This is a genomic window from Bradyrhizobium sp. HKCCYLRH3061 (assembly GCF_051168015.1).
Lineage (GTDB): Bacteria > Pseudomonadota > Alphaproteobacteria > Rhizobiales > Xanthobacteraceae > Bradyrhizobium.
Map to the genome: position 1 here is coordinate 204,736 of NZ_JBNPUE010000004.1, position 16,208 is coordinate 220,943.

A 16,208-nucleotide genomic window follows, 5' to 3' on the forward strand; every position below is an offset into this window, starting at 1 on the left:
CGTCAAGTTGCGGATGTCGAACCGGAAGCTTGTGACCATGGCGCGCACGACTCCCATTGGATTGCGGTCGAAGGCCCGCGCACGGGCGCGCGCCGGCCTCGCGCTGCTGTCGGCCATCGTCATCGGCCTGGTGCTGTCCACGGTCGCGGCGGGCGCTGCACCGGTGCCGGGCGAGGCGAGCCTGTCGGCTCAGGACGGCTATGCGCGGCTGGTGCTGAAATTCGCCGAGGACGTCAGCGCCGACGTCACCACCGCCGGCTCGATTCTGCTGATCAGGTTCGATCGCCCCGCCACCGTTCCGATCGACCGCTGGGTCGATGCGGCGCCCGACTACATCTCGTCGGCCCGCGGCGACCCCGACGGCTCGGCGCTGCGGCTGTCGCTGTCGCGCAAGGTCCGCGTCAACACCATGACCGCGGGCGAGCGCGTCTTCATCGACCTGTTGCCCGACAGCTGGACCGGGCCGCCGCCGCCGCTGCCGGCCGAGGTCGTGCGCGAGCTCGCCGAGCGCGCGCGCGCCGCCGAGAAGGCGCTGCGGCTGCAGCGCGCCGAGGCGGAATCGAAGAAGCGGCCGCCGATCCGGGTGCGCGCGCTGGTGCAGCCGACCTTCGTGCGCTTCGTGTTCGAGATCCCCGACGGCGTCGGCATCTCCTCGGTGCTCAACGACCAGAAGCTGTCGCTGTTCTTCACCGCGCCGCTGTCCTTCGATCTCGCCGACGCCAAGATCGTTTCGCCGCCCAACGTCGCCGCGATCAACCAGCGCATCGACGGCAGCAGGACCGTCGTCGAGATCGGCCTGATCGGCGAGGTCGACGTTCGCGCCTTCCGCGAGGAGAAGAACTACAACATCGACGTCGCCTATCAGCAGCCGGACAAGAAGGTTTCCGCAGTCTCCTCGGACACGCTGCCGGGCGCCAAGGCGGCCGCGGCCGAGAAACCCAACGGCAGCAAGCCCAATGGTGACAAGCCGAAGCAGGCTGCGCAGCCGGAGATCGTGCCGCCGACCTCCGACACCATCGCCAAGGAGATGAAGACGGAGGCGAAGCCGGCGCCTGCGGTCGCGGCGCCAGCCACCGAGCCCGCGGCCGAGCCTGCGCCGTCGGCAGCTGCTGCTGCCGCGCCGGCCGCCGCGAAGGCCGAAGCCGCGCCCGAGCTCCCCAAGCCTGAAGCTGCTGCGCCTGAAGCTGTCAAATCCGAGGCGGCCAAATCCGAACCAGCGAAGCCCGAGGCGATGAAGCCGGAGGCCGGCAAAGCCGAAGCCGCCAAGCCCGTCGAGAGCAAGTTGGCCGATGCCAAGGCTGTAGAGGCCAAGTCGGCCGAAACCAAGTCGGCCGAAACCAAGCCTGCCGAAACCAAGCCGGTCGAGAAGGCAGCCAATGGAGCCGCCACCCTGGAGGCCTTGCGCGACAGCGAGGGCCTGCGGCTCACCTTCGGCTTCGGCCAGGTCACGCCGGCGGCGCTGTTCCGCCGCGGCGATACGGTATGGATGGTGTTCGATTCGACCAAGCCCGTCGACGTCGAGCCCATCCGCGCCAAGGGCGGCGCCATCATCGGCGAGGTCAACAGGATGCCGCTCGATAACGGGCAGGCGATCCGGATCCGGCTCAACCGCCCGCAGATGCATTCGCTCGGCAGCGATGATGGCGGGCGCAGCTGGACGCTGTCGTTCGCCGACAAGGGCCAGGCCAATCAGCAGCCGCTGATGGTGATGCGCAACGTCACCGATCCCGCGCTTGCCAATGTGATGGTGCCGCTCGCCAATCCCGGAGCCGGCATGCTGCACCGCCTGACCGACCCGGATGCCGGCGACACGCTGCTGGTCGTGACGGCGCCGCCGCCGATCCGCGGCTTCATCAAGCGCCAGGATTTCGTCGATCTGTCGCTGCTCGATTCCATCCACGGCATCGCGGTGCGTCCGAATTCGGATGACATCGCCGTCGAGATCGCGCCTGACAAGGTGATCCTGGGCCGGCCGGGCGGGCTGACGCTGTCGTCGATCGGCTTTTCGCCGGAACGGGCGCCGACCGCTGTCAGGCCGATGTTCGACATCGACGAATGGCAGCAGAACCAGACCCAGCCGTTCGTGCCGCGCGAGGATCTCCTGATCAAGGCCGCGGCCAACGCCGAGCCGGAGCGGCGGGCGCAGACGCGGCTGGCGCTGGCGCGCTTCTACATGGCGCGAGCGATGTATCCGGAAGCGCGCGGTGTCACCAATCTGATGATCTCCGACGCCGATCCGCGCACCGACGAGACCGCCATGCTGATGATCCACGCGGTGGCAAGCATCCTGATGGGCCGGCCGGACCAGGGCCTCAAGGATCTCGCCACGCCGTCGATCGGCAACAATTTCGACTCCCAGATGTGGAAGGGCCTCGCTTTCGCCCGGCAGGGCAAGTTTGCGGACGCGCGCGAGAAGCTGAAGAACGTCGAGTTCGCCATCGCCTCGCTGCCGCTCGACCTGCAGCGCATCGTGATCGCGGATGCGATGAAGTCGGCGCTCGAGATCAAGGATTTCGCCGGTGCCGCCAAGCGGCGCGCCGAGATCGACGTGATCGGCGTGCCCGCGGACATGAAGCCCGACATCGCCGTGCTGCGCGGCCGGCTCGCCGAGGCGATGGCGCAGGAAAAGGATGCGCTCGACGACTATCGCTTCGCCGTGAACTCCGACGACCGCCCGGCAGCCGCCGAGGCCAAGCTGCTGGAGATCAAGCTCCTGCAGAAGCGCGGCGAGATCAAGCCGTCCGACGCGCTGAAGGAGCTGGAGACCTTGCAGGCGATCTGGCGCGGCGATGCGATCGAGGTGCAGACGTTGCAGATGATGGCGCAGCTCTATGAGGAGGCCGGGCGCTACGCGGACTCGCTCGAGGCCGCGCGCCAGGCCACCCGCCTGATGCCCAACTCCGACTTGGCGCGGCAGGCCCAGGATGCAGCCTCCCGCCTGTTCTCGCAGCTGTTCCTGAGCGGCAAGGCCGACGAGCTTCCGCCGGTCGATGCGCTCAGCATCTTCTACGGGTTTCGCGAGCTGACTCCGATCGGCCGCCGCGGCGATGAGATGATCCGCAAGCTCGCCGACCGCCTGGTCGGCATCGACCTGCTCGACCAGGCCGCCGAGCTTCTGCAATACCAGGTCGACCATCGCCTCGAAGGTGCGGCGCGCGCCCAGGTCGCCGCGCGTCTCGCCATGGTCTACCTCACCAACCGCAAGCCGGACCGTGCCATCGAGGCGCTGCGCACCACCCGCATCGCCGATCTCGCGGGCGAGCTGCGCCAGCAGCGGCTGCTCTTGGAGGCGCGCGCCAACAGCGACATCGGTCGTTACGACCTCGGGCTGGACATCATCAGCAACATCGGTGGCCGCGAGGCGATCCGGCTGCGCTCCGACATCTACTGGGCGTCGCGGCGCTGGCGCGAGGCGTCCGAGCAGATCGAGCTCTACTACGGCGATCGCTGGCGCGATTTCCGTCCGCTCAATCCGGCCGAGCGCGGCGACATCCTGCGGGCCGTGGTCGGCTATGCGCTCGCCGACGACGCCATCGGCCTCGCCCGCTTCCGCGAGAAATATGCGCCGCTGATGACCGGCGAGGCGGACAAGATCGCGTTCGACGTCGCCAGCAAGCCGGCGAGCGGCTCCAGCGCCGAATTCGCCCAGATCGCGAAGATGGCGGCGAGCGTCGACACGCTCGACGGCTTCCTGCGCGACATGCGGGCGCGCTTCCCGGATGCCACCGGCAAAGGACCGGACGGCGGCAAGGATGCTGCGAAGGCCCCGTCGGAGGCGACCGGCGCCCTGCCGCGCATCCAGGGCGTCAAGCAGGCGATCGCCGGCCGTTGATCTCAGCGCAGAGCGGGAGATCCAATCAGATGACCAAGCCGGCCAGGGAAAGCTACTTCCCCTCACCCTGAGGGCCCGCCATAGGCGGGCGTCTCGAAGGGCGAGGCCCGGATCGGGCGCCATGGTTCTTCTTACCCGCCATAGCTCTGCACCAGGCTGCCTGCCACCAGCGACCAGCCGTCGACCAGCACGAAGAAGATCAGCTTGAACGGCAGCGACACCACGACCGGCGGCAGCATCATCATGCCCATCGACATCAAGACCGAGGCGACCACGAGGTCGATGATCAGGAACGGCAGAAACAGCAGGAAGCCGATCTCGAAGGCGCGCTTCAGCTCGGAGATCATGAAGGCCGGCACCAGGATGCGCAGCGACAGCTCGTCGGGCGTCGCCGGCGGCGGCTCGCCGGAGAGGTCCATGAACAGCTTCAGGTCCTTCTCTCGCACGTTCTTCTGCATGAAGCCGCGCAGCGGCACCGAGGCGCGCTGCAGCGCGTCCTCCACGCCGATCTGGTTCTCGACCAGCGGCCGGATGCCGTCATCATAGGATTTCTGCAGCACCGGGCCCATCACGAAGGCCGTGAGGAACATCGCGAGCGCGATGATGACCGAGTTGGGCGGCGCGGTCGCTGTGCCCATCGCCGTGCGCAGCAGCGACAGCACGACCACGATGCGCGTGAACGACGTCATCATGATCAGGATCGACGGCGCGATCGACAGCACCGTGAGCAGCGCGATCAGTTGGACCGCGCGTTCAGTGACGCCGCCGCCGCCACCGCCGCCGAGATTGATGCTGATGTCCTGCGCAGCAGCAGGTCCCGCCAGTAAACCGGCGGCAGTCAGAACAGCGATGAAGACAACTCTACGCGGGGGAAGCAGCGATCTCACTGCGACGACTTCGGACGTCCGAGCAGCGAGGCCATCTCGTCCTCCAGATTCTCGAAGCTGGTCTTGACCGGCGCGGCTTGCGCCGGAGCCGGCTCGTTGCGCGGGGCCGCCCGGAGCGCCGGGGGACCCGAGGCCGGAGCAGCCGACGGATCGGCTGACGGACGCCGCAGCGCGGCCTCGAGCCGTTGCGCCATCTCGGCCAGATTGGCTTCGGCGCTCGAATCGGCCGCTACGGGCGGTGGGGCAGCCGGGGGTGGTGGCGGCGGCATCTGGGCCACCGGCGGCAGCGGCGGTGCCGCCACGCGCTCGACGCGCTCGGCTGCGCGCTCAGCATTCCGCACCGGCGGTAGCCGGGGCCCCTCGGAAGGGCGCGGCGCCTCGGCCTGGCGTTGCGGCTCGGCGGGGCGCAGCGGGCGCGGCATCACCGGTTCACCGCGGGCCACCCGCTCGGGGCGCGGCTCCAGGCGGGCTTCGTCTCCGCCGCGCGGTTCTCCACGGACGTCCGCCCGGAGGTCCTGGCGGGGATCGGGACGGCGCGGAGGGAGCGGTGGTTCCGGCGGGAATGCCGGTGCCGGCTCACGCCGCTCTGCGGCAGCCGGCGCCGTGCGGCGAACCTCATCGATGAACGACGGCCGCATCGGGCGCTGCGGCGGCTCCGGCATCTGCAGCTCGGCATGCTCGGCGGCCTCGGTCTTCGGCTCGTTGTCGGCCCAGGACGGCGCATCCGGCAGTGGCGCGATGCGCGCCGCCGGCGGCTCGGCATTGATGCCCGGCCGCTGCGGCAATTGCTCGCGCGCCGGCATGGCGCGCACGATGTTGGACTCAACCACGATGTCGGTGGGCCCGCCGATCATCAGAAGATGCTCTATGTTGTCACGGCGCACGAGCACGAGACGGCGGCGGCCATCGACGGCGGCGGCATCGATCACGGCGAGCCGGGGCATGCGGCCGCGATTCGGGTTGGTGCCGAGACGATTCCCCGCGAATCGACGAACCAGCCACGCGGCGAGGCCGATCAGCGCCAGCACCGCTACGAATGCAAAAAAGAACGTCAGTGCCTGCATCTCTGTCCCCGGCAAATACCGCGTCCTTTCGAAGTCTCTCGTCTGTCCAACGCATCGCCGGCAGCGAACGGAGCTTCAGAACCGGAACCAACCTGTTAACGCATGACGGCAGGAACTGCCGCTCGGCCTCTTAATAACCCATGAATCGGCCGGGCCAAAACGACTTCTTGGCGAGCCGTGCCGTCCCGGAATGATGCATCGGTCGGCCGGGAGCCCGGCACTTTCCTAAGAAATCGTCAAAACACCGGGATCATCCCGGGGGTCACCGCACCGTTTCTTAACTCCCTGTTAACCATATGCACGGCAATTTCTACCTACCCAAACCGTCCGGTAGTCGGACACAACCGAGCAGCGCCATGTCCATCAACGATATCCCCGTGTTGTCGGCGTTGCGGACCAAGATGCAATGGCATCAGGAGCGCCAGCGCGTGCTGTCCGAGAACGTGTCCAATTCGGATACGCCCAACTTCAAGCCGAAGGATCTGGTTGAGCCGAAGTTCGATTCAACCGGCCAGGCGGTCGGCGGCTTTGCGCCGCTGTCGCTGACCCGGACCAGCACCGCGCACATCGCACCGTCGTCGGGCGAGAGCGCGAGCTTCGACCAGAACCGCAAGGTCGGATTTCAGACGAGGCCCGCCGGCAACGCGGTGAGCCTCGAAGAGGAGATGCTGAAGGTCTCCGCCAACCAGATGGACTACGCCGCGGCGACCTCGCTGTACGGCAAGAGCCTGCATCTGTTGAAGACGGCGATCGGCAAGGGCTGAGCTCGGGTTTAAGGACGGAGACCGACAAGCATGGCAAACGACTCCAGCGATTTCCTGCGCTCGATGAGCATCGCGACCTCCGGCCTGCGTGCGCAGGCGGGACGTATGCGCGTCATTTCCGAGAACATCGCCAATGCCGATTCGACCGCCGCCAAGGCGGGTGGCGATCCGTATCGCCGCAAGGTCCCGACATTCACCTCGGCGCTCGACCGTGCGCTCGATGCCAAGGTGGTGGCGCTCGGCAAGGTGGTGCCCGATCAATCGTCGTTCCGCGTCAAATACGACCCCAGTAACCCGGCCGCGGACGCGTCCGGCAATGTCAAGTACCCCAACGTCAATCCGCTCATCGAGATGACCGACATGCGTGATGCACAGCGGTCCTACGAGGCGAATTTGAACATCATCGGCGCCACGCGCCGCATGATCCAGCGCACACTCGACATTCTGAAGACCTAGGACAGGAACGAAAGTCATGGCCTCCCCAATCTCCGCAGCGAATGCCTATGCGAATTCCGCCCGCGTGCTCGATGCCGGCGGCTCGAGCGGTGCCTTCGGCAGCCTTGGGCGCGTGCGCGACGTGCTCGGTAGCGGCAACGGCGCCGACAAGGGTGGTCCGTCATTCAGCGCGGTGCTGAAGGACGCGATCGGCAGCGTGATGGAGGCCGGACGCAAGTCCGACAGTCAGGCGGTCGCGATGGCCGCGGGCAAGGCAAACGTCATGGATGTCGTCACGGCGGTCGCCGAAACCGACGTCGCGGTGTCGACGCTGGTGTCGGTGCGCGACCGTGTGATCCAGGCCTATGAAGACGTGATGAAGATGACGATCTAGGCGCAGCTCGCAACGCTTCAGGCCGTCACGTGCCTGATGCGCCCAGGGGATTTGCCGTCTGCCGCGACTGCGCGCGATGCGCGCTGAGGCGGGGGCCGGACCGGAGCCGATCGACAGTGAGGAACGACAGGACATGACGGGAGCTGAAACGCTCGATGTGGCGCGCGATGCGATCTGGACCATCGTGCTGGTGTCGTCGCCGCTGATGGTGGTCGGCCTCGTGGTCGGCGTGGTCGTCTCGCTGTTCCAGGCGCTCACGCAGATCCAGGAGCAGACGCTGGTGTTCGTGCCGAAGATCATCGCGATCTTCGTGACGCTGCTGCTGGCGCTGCCGTTCATGGCCGATGCGCTGCATTCGCACATGATGCGGATCTCGTCGCGAATCATCGGCGGATGAGGCAATGTCCGGGGCGGCAGGGCAGGCCTGCGTGAGGGCGCTGCGAGCGGTCGTAAGGAGCAGTGCGGGGGGCGCTGCTGCTTTCGGCCGTGCGCGGGCAGCCTTTCGGGCGAGCTCTTCGCAGGCTGACTCGTCTGAGGCTGTCTATTCGCAGGTTGTCTCTTCAAAGACCGCCGTGCCGCACCAGCATGCGGTCGAAAGGGCCGTGACGGCGGACGATGCGCATCGATATTTCCTTCCTTCCGGCGCTGGCCGCCGTGTTCATGCTGGCCTTCGCGCGCGTGGGCGCGATGGTGATGCTGTTGCCGGGCCTCGGCGAGGTCAACATCCCCGTCCGCATCAAGCTCGCGACCGCGCTGCTGCTCACGATGATCGTGCTGCCGCTGCACCGTCAGGCCTATCAGGTCGATTTGCAGGCGTTGTCGCCGCTGCTGGTGATGATGGTGCACGAGATCGTGATCGGCATCGTGCTCGGCGCGACGGCGCGGGTGACGCTGTCGGCGCTGCAGGTCGCGGGCTCCGTGATCGCGCAGCAGATGGGGCTCGGCTTCGTCACCGCGGTGGATCCGACGCAGGGACAGCAGGGCGTCCTGATCGGCAACTTCCTCACCATGCTCGGCGTGACCCTGCTGTTCTCGACCGACAGCCATCACCTGGTGATCGCCGCGCTCAGCGACAGCTACAAGATCTTCGCGCCCGGCGAATTGATCCCGAGCGGCGACGTCGCCTCGCTGGCGACCAAGGCGTTTGCCGCGGCCTTCAAGATCGGCCTGCAATTGTCGGCGCCGTTCCTGGTGTTCGGTCTGGTCTTCAACATCGGGCTCGGCGTCTTGGCGCGGCTGATGCCGCAGATGCAGGTCTATTTCGTCGGCGCGCCGCTCTCGATCCTGATCGGCTTCCTGATCTTCGCGCTGGTCCTGACCGCGATGATGGGAACGTTTCTCGGCTATTTCGAAGGCGTCATGCACGAGATGATGCCGCGGTGAGGGGCCTGACCGATGGCCGATGAAGCCGATTCCGAAGACAAAACAGAAGACCCGACGCAAAAACGGCTCGATCAGGCGCTCGAACGCGGCGACGTCGTCAAGAGCCAGGAGCTCAACACCTGGTTCGTGATCGCCTCCGCGACCCTGGTGATGTCGACCTTCTCGGGCTCGATCGGCACCGCGGTGCTGGTGCCGATGCGCAACCTGATCGCCAATTCCTGGATGATCCAGACCGACGGCGCCGGCCTGCTGTCGCTGGCGCGCGGCCTGTCGTTCGCCGTGATCGCGGCGATCGGCGTGCCGATCCTGATGGTGATGCTGGCGGCGATCGCCGGCAACATGATGCAGCATCGCCTGGTCTGGTCGGGCGAGCCGATGAAGCCGAGCCTGAGCAAGATCTCTCCGCTGGCCGGCGCCAAGCGCCTGTTCGGCAAGCAGGCCGCGGCCAATTTCGCCAAGGGTCTCTTCAAGCTCGTGCTGCTCGGCACGGTCATGGTCATGATCCTGTGGCCGGAGCGGCTGCGCCTGGAATCGCTGCTGCATATGGACGTCGGCGAGCTGCTCGGCGTCACGATCTCGCTGACGACGCATCTGATGGGCTCGGTGGTCGCGCTGCTCGCCCTGGTCGCGATCGGCGACTACCTGTTCCAGTACCGGCAATGGTACGAGCGCCAGAAGATGTCGGTGCAGGAGATGAAGGAGGAGTTCAAGCAGTCGGAAGGCGACCCGCACGTCAAGGGCCGCATCCGGCAGATCCGCCAGCAGCGCATGAAGAAGCGCATGATGGCCGCGGTTCCCAAGGCGTCCGTGATCATCACCAACCCGACGCACTACTCGGTCGCGCTGTCCTACGAGCGCGGCATGTCGGCACCGGTCTGCGTCGCCAAGGGCGTCGACAACATCGCCTTCAAGATCCGGGAGGTCGCCAAGGCGCACGACATCCCGATCGTCGAGAACGTGCCGCTGGCGCGCGCGCTCTATGCCACGGTCGAGATCGACGAGGAGATCCCGGTGGAACATTATCACGCGGTTGCTGAGATCATCGGCTACGTGATGGGGCTGCGGCGCAACCTCTCGGGGCGCCCGCAATGACAACCGAGCAGGTCCCCGGACGGACCGCAAAATACGGATAAATCATGGAATATCGGCTTGACGGGCTTGCGCTTGACCCGTCGATTCAGGCAGGTGGAAGGGGGAGCCGCGCGAACGGGCTGGGGCTCCCAGCCGACAGGTCGCGTCCCCGAGCCATGAGCGCCGATTCCGACAATGATGGGTTACAGGATCAGGCGGGCCTGCCGGAGCGGCCGCGCCGCAGCGGCAGCATTCTGCTGATCCTGCTGGTGGCGTTCGGCCTCGTCGCGGTCGCGATCGCGCTGATGACGATCGGCCGCGCCCAGGCGCAGCCCTACATTCTCGGCCTGCTGTCGCTGCTCGCCACCGTCGGCCTGTTCAATCTGTTCGCGTTCGCCGCCGGCATCGTCCGCTTCGCCGACAAGTCGACCGACGATCCGGTGTTGGGCGCGATCGCCGATCACGCCTTCGATGGCCTCGCGGTGACCGATCCGCGCGGCCATGTCGTCTACGCCAACGCCGCCTATCTCAACATGACGGGAGCAGCGACCGCGCAGGAGGCGCGTCCCGTCGAGCGCGTCTTCATCGGCAATCCCGATGTGTCCGAAGCGGTGTTCCGCCTGCTCAAGGCGGCGCGCGAGGGCAAGCGGCAGCAGGAGGAGGTCCGCATCACCGCGGCCGAAGGCGCGCAGGGGCGCTGGCTGCGGATGCGCGTGCGCCCGCTCGGCCAGACCAAGCGCCATGCCCGCTACGCGGTGTGGTCGATCGCCGACATCACCAGGGATCGCGAGCGCCAGGAGGACGTGTTCCAGGAGCTGCAGCACGCGATCGAATATCTCGACCATGCGCCGTGCGGCTTCTTCTCGGTCAATCCGGAAGGCAGCCTCGTCTACGTCAATGCCACGCTCGCCAACTGGCTCGACTATGATCTCGCCGAGATCGGCTCGGGCGGGCTGAAGCTCGCCGACGTCGTCTCGGGCGACGGTGCCTCGCTGCTCAGCTCGATCGTCGCGGTGCCCGGCGAGGTCCGCACCGAGGTGTTCGACATCGACCTGAAGATGCGCGGTGGCAAGACCATGCCGGCGCGGCTCTACCATAAGCTCGCCTTCGGCGCCGACGGCAAGCCAGGCGCCTCGCGCACGCTCGTCATCAGCCGCGCCCGCGACGAGCGCTCCGATCCGGAGCGCGCCGCCGAGGTGCGCTTCATGCGCTTCTTCGACCATACGCCGATGGCGATCGCGACCGTCGACCGCGGCGGCGCCGTGGTGCGCGCCAACGCCCGCTTCGCCAAGCTCGCGCAGAGCGTCAGCGGCGATGCGGCGGCGGCGAAGTCGATCTTCCGCGCCGTCAGCCAGCGCGACCGGCATCTGCTGATCGCCGCGATCAACCAGGCGGCCGAGGGGCAGGCGGACATTCCGCCGGTCGAGGTGATGCTGGACGGGCCGAAGGAGCGCTTCGGCCAGTTCTTCGTCACCGCGGTCGACGAGGACGAGCGCGAGACGGAAGCTGCGATCGTCTACATGCTGGAGACCACCGAGCGCCGCGCGCTCGAGAACCAGATCAACCAGTCGCAGAAGATGGAGATGGTCGGCCAGCTCGCCGGCGGCATCGCCCACGACTTCAACAACGTGCTCTCGGCCATCATGATGGCCAATGATTTCCTGCTGAACGCGCACAAGCCGACCGACCCGTCGTTCCAGGACATCATGCAGATCAAGCAGAACGCGACCCGCGCCGCGACCTTGGTGCGGCAGCTGCTCGCCTTCTCGCGCCGGCAGACATTGCGGCCGCAGGTGCTCGATCTCGGCGATGCACTGTCCGACCTGACGATGCTGCTGCGCCGGCTGATCGGCGAGAAGGTCAAGCTCGACCTGGTTCACGGCCGCGACCTCTGGCCGGTCAAGGTCGACGTCTCGCAGTTCGAGCAGGTGGTCGTGAACCTCGCGGTCAACGCCCGCGACGCGATGCCCGATGGCGGCAAGCTCTCGGTGCGCACCGCCAACGTCTCGTCCGACGAGGTCGCGCAGGCCGCCTACAAGGGCATGCCGGTGGCCGACTACGTCCGCATCGAGATCAGCGATACCGGCACCGGCATTCCGGCAGAGATCCGCGAGAAGATCTTCGAGCCGTTCTTCTCGACCAAGGAGGTCGGCAAGGGCACCGGTCTCGGGCTGTCGACCGTCTACGGCATCATCAAGCAGACCGGCGGCTTCATCTATGTCGACAGCGAGGTCGGCAAGGGGACCTCGTTCCAGATCTTCCTGCCGCGCCACATCGTCGTGCCGGAGGTCCAGGTCGAGCCGCAGGCCGTCAACGGCGCCGCCAAGGAGCCGGCTGCCGCCGATGCGCCGAAGCCGCGCGCCGACCTGACCGGGCAGGGGACGATCCTGCTGGTGGAGGACGAGGAGGGCCTGCGGGCGCTGAACGCGCGCGGCCTGCGCTCGCGGGGCTACAGCGTCATCGAGGCGTCCAACGGCGTCGAGGCGATGGAGGCGCTGGAGGAGTGCGACGGCGTGCTCGATCTCGTGGTGTCCGATGTCGTGATGCCGGAGATGGACGGGCCGACGCTGCTCAAGGCGATGCGCGAGCGCAATCCGGAGATCAAGATCATCTTCGTCTCGGGCTATGCCGAGGATGCGTTCGAGAAGAGCCTGCCGGAGAACCAGCAGTTTGCGTTCCTGCCGAAGCCCTTCACGCTCAGCCAGCTCGTGGCGGCTGTCAAGGAAACCATGGCGCCACAATAGGTTACCGGAGTTCCTTGGCGGATTCCTTGACCAGCCGGCCAGGCGCGTTCATCCCGCGACCCAGCGCCGCAGCCGCGCGGCCTCGTGCCGCCTTCCTTTTTCGCGGGTTGTGCCCATCTTACGGGCATCCCCATTCCGGGGAGTCATGGGAAACACAGATGAGCTTCATGCAGCGCAAAAGCGGCCTCCTCAAGGCGATGGCCGTGGCCCTTTCACTGGCGCTGCCGACGGTGCTCGCCGTCTCGGCGGCCGACGCCCGGATCGGCGGCGGCTCCAGCTCGGGCTCCCGCGGCACGCGCACCTTCTCCGCGCCGCCTTCGACCACGACCGCGCCGGGATCGGCGTCGCAGTTCAATAGGACGATCACCCAGCCGGGCCAGCCCGGCGGCTTCAACACGGCTGCGCCCGCGCGTGGCGGCCTGTTCGGCGGCCGCGCCGGTGGCCTGCTTGGCGGCCTCGCCGCCGGCTTTCTCGGCGCCGGCCTGTTCGGCATGCTGTTCGGCGGCGGCCTGTTCTCCGGCCTCGGCGGCTTTGCCTCGATCATCGGCCTGATCCTCCAGGTCCTGCTGGTGGTGTTCCTGGTGCGCATGGCGATGGCCTGGTGGCAGCGCCGCAACCAGCCGGCCTATGCCGCCGGCCCGGCGCCGGCCGACGGCCAGCAGAGCTTCCGCTCCGGCTTCGGTGGTCTCGGCGGCTTCGGCGGCCTGGGCGGCGGCAACACTGTGCCGCCGCTGCAGATCCAGCCGGCCGACTATGAGGCGTTCGAGCGGCTGCTCGGCGAGATCCAGTCCGCCTGGTCGAACGAGGATGTCGGCCGCCTGCGCCTGCTCTCGACGCCCGAGATGGCCTCGTATTTCGAGCGCGATCTCGAGCAGAACCAGGCCCGCGGCGTGGTCAACAAGGTCAGCGCCGTGAAGCTGCTGCAGGGCGACCTCGCCGAAGCCTGGCGCGAGAATGGCGCCGACTACGCCACGGTCGCGATGCGCTTCACCCTGGCCGACAAGACCATCGAGCGCGCCTCGGGCCGCGTTGTCGACGGCTCCGACCAGCCGCAGGAGGTCACGGAGATCTGGACCTTCCTGCGTCACCCCGGCGCCGACTGGCAGCTGTCGGCGATCCAGCAGGTCGGCTGACGCCATAGGTCGAACGATCATCGGGCGCCGCGGAGCAATCCGCGGCGCTTTTGCTTTGCGCGTGGTTATAGTGGCGTGCCGCGATGAACAGGCAATGAGGATGGCCCATGCGTTACGAGCTCTACTACTGGCCCATGATCCAGGGCCGCGGCGAATATGTGCGTCTCGCGCTGGAGGAGGCGGGCGCCGCCTATCGCGATGTCGCGCGCGAGGACGGCATCGGTACGATGACGGCGATGATGGCGGCGGACAGCGACACGCCGCCCTTCGCGCCGCCGTTCCTGAGAGCGGGCCGCCGCGTCATCGGCCAGACCGCCAACATCCTGCTGTTTCTCGGCAGCCGCCATGGCCTCGCCCCGAAGACCGAAGCCGGCCAGCTTTGGGTGCATCAGCTGCAGCTCACCGTGACCGACTTCGTCGTCGAGATCCATGACACCCATCATCCGCTCGGGCCGACGCTGTACTACGAGGACCAGCGCGCGCCGGCCAAAAAGCGCACCGCCGAGTTCTGGAGCGAGCGGGTGCCGAAATTCCTCGGCTATTTCGAGCAGCTCCTATCGAAAAGCGGTGGCGCCTACATCACCGGGCGTCGGCTCACCTATGTCGACCTGTCGCTGTTCCAGATCGTCGCCGGCCTGCGCTACGCCTTTCCCCATCGCATGACGGCATTCGAGCGCAACATTCCAGGCCTCGTCGCGCTGCACGGCCGCGTCGCCGCCAGGCCGAACATTTCGGCCTATCTGGCCAGCGACCGCCGCATCCCCTTCAACGAAGACGGCATCTTCCGCCACTACAAGGCGCTGGATGCCTGAGGGCTGAGGGCGTGCAGTCATGCTGAAGCGAGCTTCGCGTGCTCCTCTGAGAGCCTCGCTGGCGCCTCGTCGGCGCTGCGCTCCCTCTCCCCGTTCTTCACGGGGAGAGGGTTGGGGTGAGGGGCGGCCGCACGGGAAGTGGGTGTCGGTAGACCTGTAACGCCTCACCCGAGCGAGCCGCGCGCGTGCTCCAAAACCACGTGGATCGCCGCGCCGCCAGGGCCCCGCTCACACGTATAGCGGCGGGCGCCTGGGGCGCCGCCGCTATACGAAGTTGGCCTGAGGGTGTGGGATCGTCAGGCGAGAATGTCGACGCGGGTGCCCTGGCCGGGCGGCAGCGGCGGACGCGAGGCCTGCTTCTCCGCGGCCGCCTCGTCGCCGGTCTTGGCGGGATTCACGGCCTGGCTCTGCTGCGTCTGGTTCCGCGCCTGGGTGTCTTGGGTCTGCGGCTTGGTCGTCTCGGTCGAGACCGGCGGCGGTGAGGGCGGCGGCGATGACGACGAAACGCTCGAAACGGACATGGTCCAGCTCCTCGCTTGGTGTTGCGACAAGCGTGGCCATCCCTGACGAAAACTTCGTCAAGCAGATCGTTCGAATTGTCTGCAACTGTCGGTGGCGCGGCGAATAGTGAACGGGTCGCTGCCGCCGGCGCAGAAACCGCAAGGCTCTAGCGTCACCCCCGGCCTATTGGTCCTTGCTGCGGCTGATCGTGATCGAGGACTCGGTCTTGGTTCGGGCGCAACGCATGTCGAGCCGGCGGTAGCGGCTGGCGACGTCGTCGCCGCGGAAGATTCCGAGCCGGCGGTAACAGCGTGTGACGCCGCGCTGCATGTCGTCCTTCGGCAAGGTGAACACGATCGCCGCCGCGCTCGCCATCAGCTCGATGAAGGCCGGCGTCGGCTTGCGTTCTGATTTACCGAACAGTTGGTTGCTGACATTCTTCGATGAGCAGCCGAGCGTGATCTCGTGTGCCTTGGGATGGGCGAGATAGACCGTGCCGGCCGCGGTCTGGCCGATCTTGATGCCGTCGATGCCGTTCTTCAGTTCCTTGGCAACGTCATCGCAACGATCGGCCCGTGCCGCCTGCGGCAGCAGCGCGCTGCTCAACGCAACGAGAAAAACAAATCCGGCCAAGCGGCCAAATGAGCAAAGCGATGACTGCATTCCAAATACCCCCGCGCCATTGAAGCCTGCGCGAGGGGGGCATGCAAGCGCGATGCGCCGCAGCCGCACAAGATCATCAGCGGGTGTGGCCGCGTGTTGACGGGACGGCGGTCACATGCCGGCGGCAGCGGCGCGATCGCTTGCTCAGAACCAGCAGCGGCCCGGATGTGCGAGCGAGACGCCGGCTGCGCGGCGCTCGCAGTCGTTGCCGTAGGTCTGGAAGTTGCAGCCGCAGACCGGCATGTAGATGCGTGGGCAGAGCGTCGGCTTTCGGCGGCAGACGCCCATCATGTCGAACCGGCCGCACTGGCCGGCTGGGAATTCGCAATAGAGACCGGCATTGCAGCGAATGCCGGCGAAGCCGCCGCACGCGCGGCCGGGACCGACGGCACCAGCGGAGCTCGGGAGCAGGGTGATCAGGGCAAGGACGAATGCGATGATGGAAACGAGACCTCGTGTCATGACGCCTCCAGGAAGAAAATGAATATGTCAACAATCTAAGGTTACATAATTCGGCAACCGATC

The 16,208-nt window shown here is 67.1% G+C and carries 15 protein-coding genes; 10 read left to right on the forward strand and 5 right to left on the reverse strand.

Annotation, left to right across the window (positions count from 1 at the left end):
- Positions 1–37 precede the first annotated feature (37 nt).
- Complete coding sequence (locus tag ACQR2C_RS10230) at positions 38–3,832, forward strand: tetratricopeptide repeat protein (RefSeq protein ID WP_434881039.1); 3,795 nt, start codon at positions 38–40, stop codon at positions 3,830–3,832.
- Between the two features lie 131 nt (positions 3,833–3,963).
- On the opposite strand, the gene fliP is transcribed toward ACQR2C_RS10230, so the two are convergent.
- Both fliP and ACQR2C_RS10240 read right to left on the reverse strand, forming a co-directional pair.
- Positions 3,964–4,719, reverse strand: a complete 756-nt coding sequence (gene fliP / locus ACQR2C_RS10235; RefSeq protein ID WP_316238731.1) for a flagellar type III secretion system pore protein FliP — start codon at positions 4,717–4,719, stop codon at positions 3,964–3,966.
- The gene (locus ACQR2C_RS10240; protein WP_434881040.1) at positions 4,716–5,783 is read right to left on the reverse strand and encodes a flagellar biosynthetic protein FliO; all 1,068 of its coding nucleotides are present in this window, start codon (positions 5,781–5,783) and stop codon (positions 4,716–4,718) included. The genes fliP and ACQR2C_RS10240 overlap by 4 nt, the downstream gene beginning before the upstream one ends.
- A gap of 356 nt (positions 5,784–6,139) precedes the next feature.
- On the opposite strand from ACQR2C_RS10240, the gene flgB reads away from it, so the two are divergent.
- The 9 genes from flgB to ACQR2C_RS10285 all read left to right on the forward strand — a co-directional run bounded on the left by flgB (position 6,140) and on the right by ACQR2C_RS10285 (position 14,519).
- Complete coding sequence (gene flgB / locus ACQR2C_RS10245) at positions 6,140–6,547, forward strand: flagellar basal body rod protein FlgB (protein ID WP_315804287.1); 408 nt, start codon at positions 6,140–6,142, stop codon at positions 6,545–6,547.
- Positions 6,548–6,577: 30 nt separating this feature from the next.
- Positions 6,578–7,003, forward strand: coding sequence for a flagellar basal body rod protein FlgC (gene flgC, locus ACQR2C_RS10250; protein ID WP_315716023.1), 426 nt, complete (start codon positions 6,578–6,580; stop codon positions 7,001–7,003).
- Between the two features lie 16 nt (positions 7,004–7,019).
- Positions 7,020–7,376, forward strand: coding sequence for a flagellar hook-basal body complex protein FliE (gene fliE, locus ACQR2C_RS10255; RefSeq protein ID WP_315738761.1), 357 nt, complete (start codon positions 7,020–7,022; stop codon positions 7,374–7,376).
- A gap of 133 nt (positions 7,377–7,509) precedes the next feature.
- On the forward strand, positions 7,510–7,773 hold the full coding sequence (fliQ, locus tag ACQR2C_RS10260; RefSeq protein ID WP_008965881.1) for a flagellar biosynthesis protein FliQ: 264 nt from the start codon (positions 7,510–7,512) through the stop codon (positions 7,771–7,773).
- A 218-nt stretch (positions 7,774–7,991) separates the two neighbouring features.
- Positions 7,992–8,759 carry a flagellar biosynthetic protein FliR gene (fliR, locus tag ACQR2C_RS10265; protein WP_315716025.1) on the forward strand — a complete coding sequence of 256 codons (768 nt, stop codon included), beginning with the start codon at positions 7,992–7,994 and terminating at the stop codon, positions 8,757–8,759.
- A gap of 12 nt (positions 8,760–8,771) precedes the next feature.
- Positions 8,772–9,851 (forward strand): flagellar biosynthesis protein FlhB, encoded by a 1,080-nt coding sequence (gene flhB, locus ACQR2C_RS10270; RefSeq protein ID WP_315804286.1) that lies wholly within the window; start codon positions 8,772–8,774, stop codon positions 9,849–9,851.
- Between the two features lie 155 nt (positions 9,852–10,006).
- Complete coding sequence (gene cckA / locus ACQR2C_RS10275) at positions 10,007–12,574, forward strand: cell cycle histidine kinase CckA (RefSeq protein WP_434881041.1); 2,568 nt, start codon at positions 10,007–10,009, stop codon at positions 12,572–12,574.
- A 167-nt stretch (positions 12,575–12,741) separates the two neighbouring features.
- Entirely contained in the window at positions 12,742–13,707 is a 966-nt protein-coding gene (locus tag ACQR2C_RS10280) for a Tim44 domain-containing protein (RefSeq protein WP_434881101.1), read from the forward strand.
- Positions 13,708–13,814: 107 nt separating this feature from the next.
- Complete coding sequence (locus ACQR2C_RS10285) at positions 13,815–14,519, forward strand: glutathione S-transferase (RefSeq protein WP_434881042.1); 705 nt, start codon at positions 13,815–13,817, stop codon at positions 14,517–14,519.
- Positions 14,520–14,815: 296 nt separating this feature from the next.
- On the opposite strand, the gene ACQR2C_RS10290 is transcribed toward ACQR2C_RS10285, so the two are convergent.
- The 3 genes from ACQR2C_RS10290 to ACQR2C_RS10300 all read right to left on the reverse strand — a co-directional run bounded on the left by ACQR2C_RS10290 (position 14,816) and on the right by ACQR2C_RS10300 (position 16,145).
- Positions 14,816–15,040: a hypothetical protein gene (locus ACQR2C_RS10290; protein WP_315804283.1), complete on the reverse strand. Its 225-nt coding sequence runs from the start codon at positions 15,038–15,040 to the stop codon at positions 14,816–14,818.
- A gap of 163 nt (positions 15,041–15,203) precedes the next feature.
- Positions 15,204–15,683 carry a hypothetical protein gene (locus tag ACQR2C_RS10295; protein WP_434881043.1) on the reverse strand — a complete coding sequence of 160 codons (480 nt, stop codon included), beginning with the start codon at positions 15,681–15,683 and terminating at the stop codon, positions 15,204–15,206.
- 144 nt (positions 15,684–15,827) lie between these two features.
- Positions 15,828–16,145, reverse strand: a complete 318-nt coding sequence (locus ACQR2C_RS10300) for a Kazal-type serine protease inhibitor family protein (protein WP_315804281.1) — start codon at positions 16,143–16,145, stop codon at positions 15,828–15,830.
- Positions 16,146–16,208 lie beyond the last annotated feature (63 nt).